At 48.9% G+C, this 3,667-nt stretch carries 4 protein-coding genes; 2 read left to right on the top strand and 2 right to left on the bottom strand.

What is annotated here, in order from left to right; genetic code table 11:
• A partial coding sequence (locus tag JZU62_RS00470) for a molybdopterin molybdotransferase MoeA (RefSeq protein ID WP_295010860.1) occupies positions 1-959 on the top strand: 959 nt, incomplete at its 5' end.
• A 61-nt stretch (positions 960-1,020) separates the two neighbouring features.
• Here JZU62_RS00470 and JZU62_RS00465 read toward each other — a convergent pair.
• Positions 1,021-2,343: an MFS transporter gene (locus JZU62_RS00465; RefSeq protein ID WP_295010858.1), complete on the bottom strand. Its 1,323-nt coding sequence runs from the start codon at positions 2,341-2,343 to the stop codon at positions 1,021-1,023.
• A 100-nt stretch (positions 2,344-2,443) separates the two neighbouring features.
• Here JZU62_RS00465 and rdgB point away from each other — a divergent pair, with 100 nt between their 5' ends.
• Positions 2,444-3,070, top strand: coding sequence for an RdgB/HAM1 family non-canonical purine NTP pyrophosphatase (gene rdgB / locus JZU62_RS00460; RefSeq protein ID WP_295010856.1), 627 nt, complete (start codon positions 2,444-2,446; stop codon positions 3,068-3,070).
• Here the strand turns inward: rdgB and JZU62_RS00455 are convergent.
• On the bottom strand, positions 3,043-3,667 hold a 625-nt coding region (locus tag JZU62_RS00455; protein WP_295010854.1), incomplete at its 5' end, for an undecaprenyl-diphosphate phosphatase. The two genes, rdgB and JZU62_RS00455, sit on opposite strands and share 28 nt — an antisense overlap.

Below are 3,667 nucleotides of genomic sequence, written 5' to 3'. Positions count from 1 at the left end.
TCGGCGGCGTGATGAGCGGGGCGTGTATCAAAACCTTTACCGGTTCATTGATGCCCGGCGGCTCTGATACCCTCATTCCGATTGAAAATGTTCGTGTCGATGGGTCACGCATTATCATAGAAAAATCGGTTCCGCACGGATTTGCCGTCCGTCCTGTCGGTGAGAGCTACCGCGAGGGGGAAGTCTTAATCGCGCGCGGAACCAAGATTGGATTTGCTGAGATCGGCGTATTGGCGGGGATTAACCGAGTGATGATCCGTGTCGCTCAGCGTCCGCGTGTGGCGATTATCGCAACAGGGAGCGAAATCCTAGACATCGGAGAAGTTGCGCGCCATGAGGGGCAGATTCGAAGCTCCAACAGCTACACCCTCCAAGCCCTCGTCGATGCTCTCGGAGGCGAGAGTATTCAGATGGGGATCGTCGGAGATGATAAACACGCCATTATGGAGCGCTTCGAAGAGGCGATCAGTTCATGCGACATCGTCGTGAGTACGGGTGGGGTGAGTGTCGGCGATTACGATTTCGTCAAACACATCGTCCCCAAACTCGGTGCCGAAGTGATCTTCAAAGGGGTGAATATTAAACCGGGTCAACACGTCATGGTGGCTCAGCGCGGATCGAAATTCATCGTCTCTTTGCCGGGATTTGCGTATTCGTCTACCGTTACCTTTATCCTCTACGCAGCACCTCTGATCGCTCGAATGTTGGGGGTTGAAAATCCCTACGATGTGATCGAAGCGACCCTCAAAGTGCCGTTTGCCAAGCGTTCGAACAAAAGCGAATTTACCGCGTGTAATCTGACATTTGAAGAGGGACGATATTGGGTCGATTTTGAGGGGAAAAAGACGGGAAGCTCTGCGATTTTGACCAATCTTCTTGGGAATGCGGGGCTTATGATCTGCGGTGAAGAGGATGGGGATTTGGAAGCGGGGACACTGGTTCGCGTTATCAAACTATAATTCTTGTCATCCTGAACTAGATTCAGGATCTTAGATTGCGGATTGAGTCCGCAATGACCAGCTATTTCACTATTTTGGCTTTAATCGCCTCTTCTTCGATCAACTCTTTGCGGTATTTCACCGCGACGATATTTTCGGTCTCATTGATATACCATTCCGCGATATGTTCATGTTCCAGAGCGTTTAATTTCTCCATATCGACATGATCCATCGAGATATAGAGATGGGAATATCTATGCGGATTTTGCATTTTGAGCGTCCACAACAGCCATAACGTAGTGATAACGATCAACGCGATAGTGAACACTTCACGGCTTGAGTATTGAAGCGCGATCCCTGCCGCTGCACCGCCGATAAACGTCATGAAATAGGCGAACCCGTTGGCGATACCGAGTGCCGCACCCTTTTGGTGTACTTTGGCGTATTTGGAAATCATAGACTGAACCAACGGCTCCATCATATTAAACGCCATGAAAAAGCTCACCACTCCGACGATGAATTCCCACCCTTTGGTCGCAAATCCCATAAGGGTAAATGAGACGATAAAGAGGACGATCGAGATGAGGAAAATTTCGCGCGGTTTATTGTATTTCTCTCCGAAAACGGCGGCGGGTCCCATCGCTAAAAGCCCCATCACCATAGCGGGGATAAAGGCTTGCCAGAGATCTTTTTTATCCCACAAAAAGCCGTATTCGGGATTGGTCAAAAAGATAGGGATAAGGACGAACGAAACGGTCATAAGCCCTTTTTGCATCCCGTTGGTGATAATCATACTAAGGAGATTCGGATCTTTGAGAATATCTTTGGTTGTTGTCTTGGAGTGGTAGATATGACGGATACTCGGAGGGGTCGGGACATTGGTAAAGAGGACAATCATCGATACAATGGACAAAACAGCCGCGATCCAAAACAACGATGAAAATCCGAATCCTGCGGCAAGTACGGGTCCGAGTGCCATCGCAGCGGCGAAACTTATCGCAATGGTTCCCCCCATAAGCGCCATTGCTTTACCGCGTGATTCTTCATTCACCAGATCGCTGATCATGGCAGGGATGACGGCACCGATAGCACCAGCACCTTGTAAAAAACGTCCCGCCATAAGGGTGTAAATATCAGTACTCACCGCACAGATGATCGATCCGACCAAGAAGATGACGAGTCCGAGGAGCAGTGTCGGTTTACGACCGATTTTGTCGCTCATGATCCCGAAAGGTACTTGAAAGATCGCCTGCGTCAGAGCGTATCCTCCGACAATGACACCGATCAGAATGGGTGTGGCACCTTCGAGACCCAGCGCATAGGCTGAGAGAACCGGAAGAACTAAAAATAGACCGAAAAATCGGAGCGACAAAATCGCGGAGAGTGGGAGAACCGTTTTAAACACCGTGCAACCTTAGATACGTTAAAATTTTCAGCATTATAATATACCCTTAGATGAAATGTCGGGTAAACACCGAACGTTAAAGTCTACTGTAAGGAATGAAATGAAAATCGTCTTGGCAACGTCAAACAAAGGGAAAGTGCGAGAGATTATCGAGCTCCTCCATGATCGGGAAGTTTTCCCTTATACCGATTTGATAGAGGGGTTTGAGATCGTTGAAGATGGCGAGACGTTCAAGGCAAACGCATTGATCAAGGCGCGTGCAGTCTATAGGGCATTAGGGGATGAAAATGCGATTGTCGTCGCCGATGATAGCGGTATCAGCGTCGATGCATTGGACGGCGCTCCGGGGATTTACAGCGCCCGCTACGGCGGAGAGGGTGCGAGTGATCGGGATAATCTCCTTAAACTCGTAGAGTCTTTAAAAGAAAAAGGGATGAATATCTCACCCGCACACTATACGGCGGCGATAGCGATTGTTTCGTGCGAAGGGGAAAATTGTGTTCACGGATGGATGCACGGGGATGTGATTACGGAGTTGCGAGGTGAAAACGGTTTCGGATACGATCCGATTTTTATCCCGAGCGGTCTTGAATATACGCTTGGAGAGTTGGATAACGATGTTAAAAAAGGGTTATCCCACCGCTCCAAAGCGCTGGAGTTGGCGAAGATTTTGATCGATCAGATCAAATTTTTACGCTCTCACGCCGGAAGCGTTGCCACGAAATAGAAGAAGATAATCCCGACAACGATTCGGTAAATCGCAAACGGGGTAAAGGTGTGGCGGCTGACGAAGGTGACGAAGAGTTTGACCGTTGCGAGGGCAAATACAAAGGCCGTTATAAACGCTACTGACAGCATAAAATAATCATCCACCACCATCTCGTTACGGTGTTTGAGCAGATCGTACGCGGTCGCGATGATCATTGTCGGTATGGCGAGGAGAAACGAAAACTCCGCCGCACTTTTACGGCTAAGTCCTATAATCAATCCGCCGATGAGGGTGGCACCGGATCGGCTGGTTCCGGGGATCATCGAGAGACTTTGAAACACCCCGATGGTAAAGGCCTCTTTGAAGCTGAGCTCAGAAATGTCTTTCCCCGCATCAATGGGTTTATCACGCCGAAGATATTCAAAAAGCAAGAATACAATTCCCCCCGCGATCAGCATAATACTCACCGTTTCCACACCGAAGAGGGCTTTGATCTGTTTGTAAAACAAAAATCCCAAAATTCCTGCCGGTAAAAAAGCGACACCGATTTTGAGCCACAGCATTTTGTCCTGCATCAGCCGCTTGGCATATAGGAATAAGACGGCGAGGATGCTT

This window comes from Sulfuricurvum sp., assembly GCF_019163035.1.
Classification (GTDB): Bacteria; Campylobacterota; Campylobacteria; order Campylobacterales; family Sulfurimonadaceae; genus Sulfuricurvum.
The sequence above is the reverse complement of the archived record's forward strand: the minus strand, read 5'-3'. Positions and strand labels throughout refer to the sequence as shown.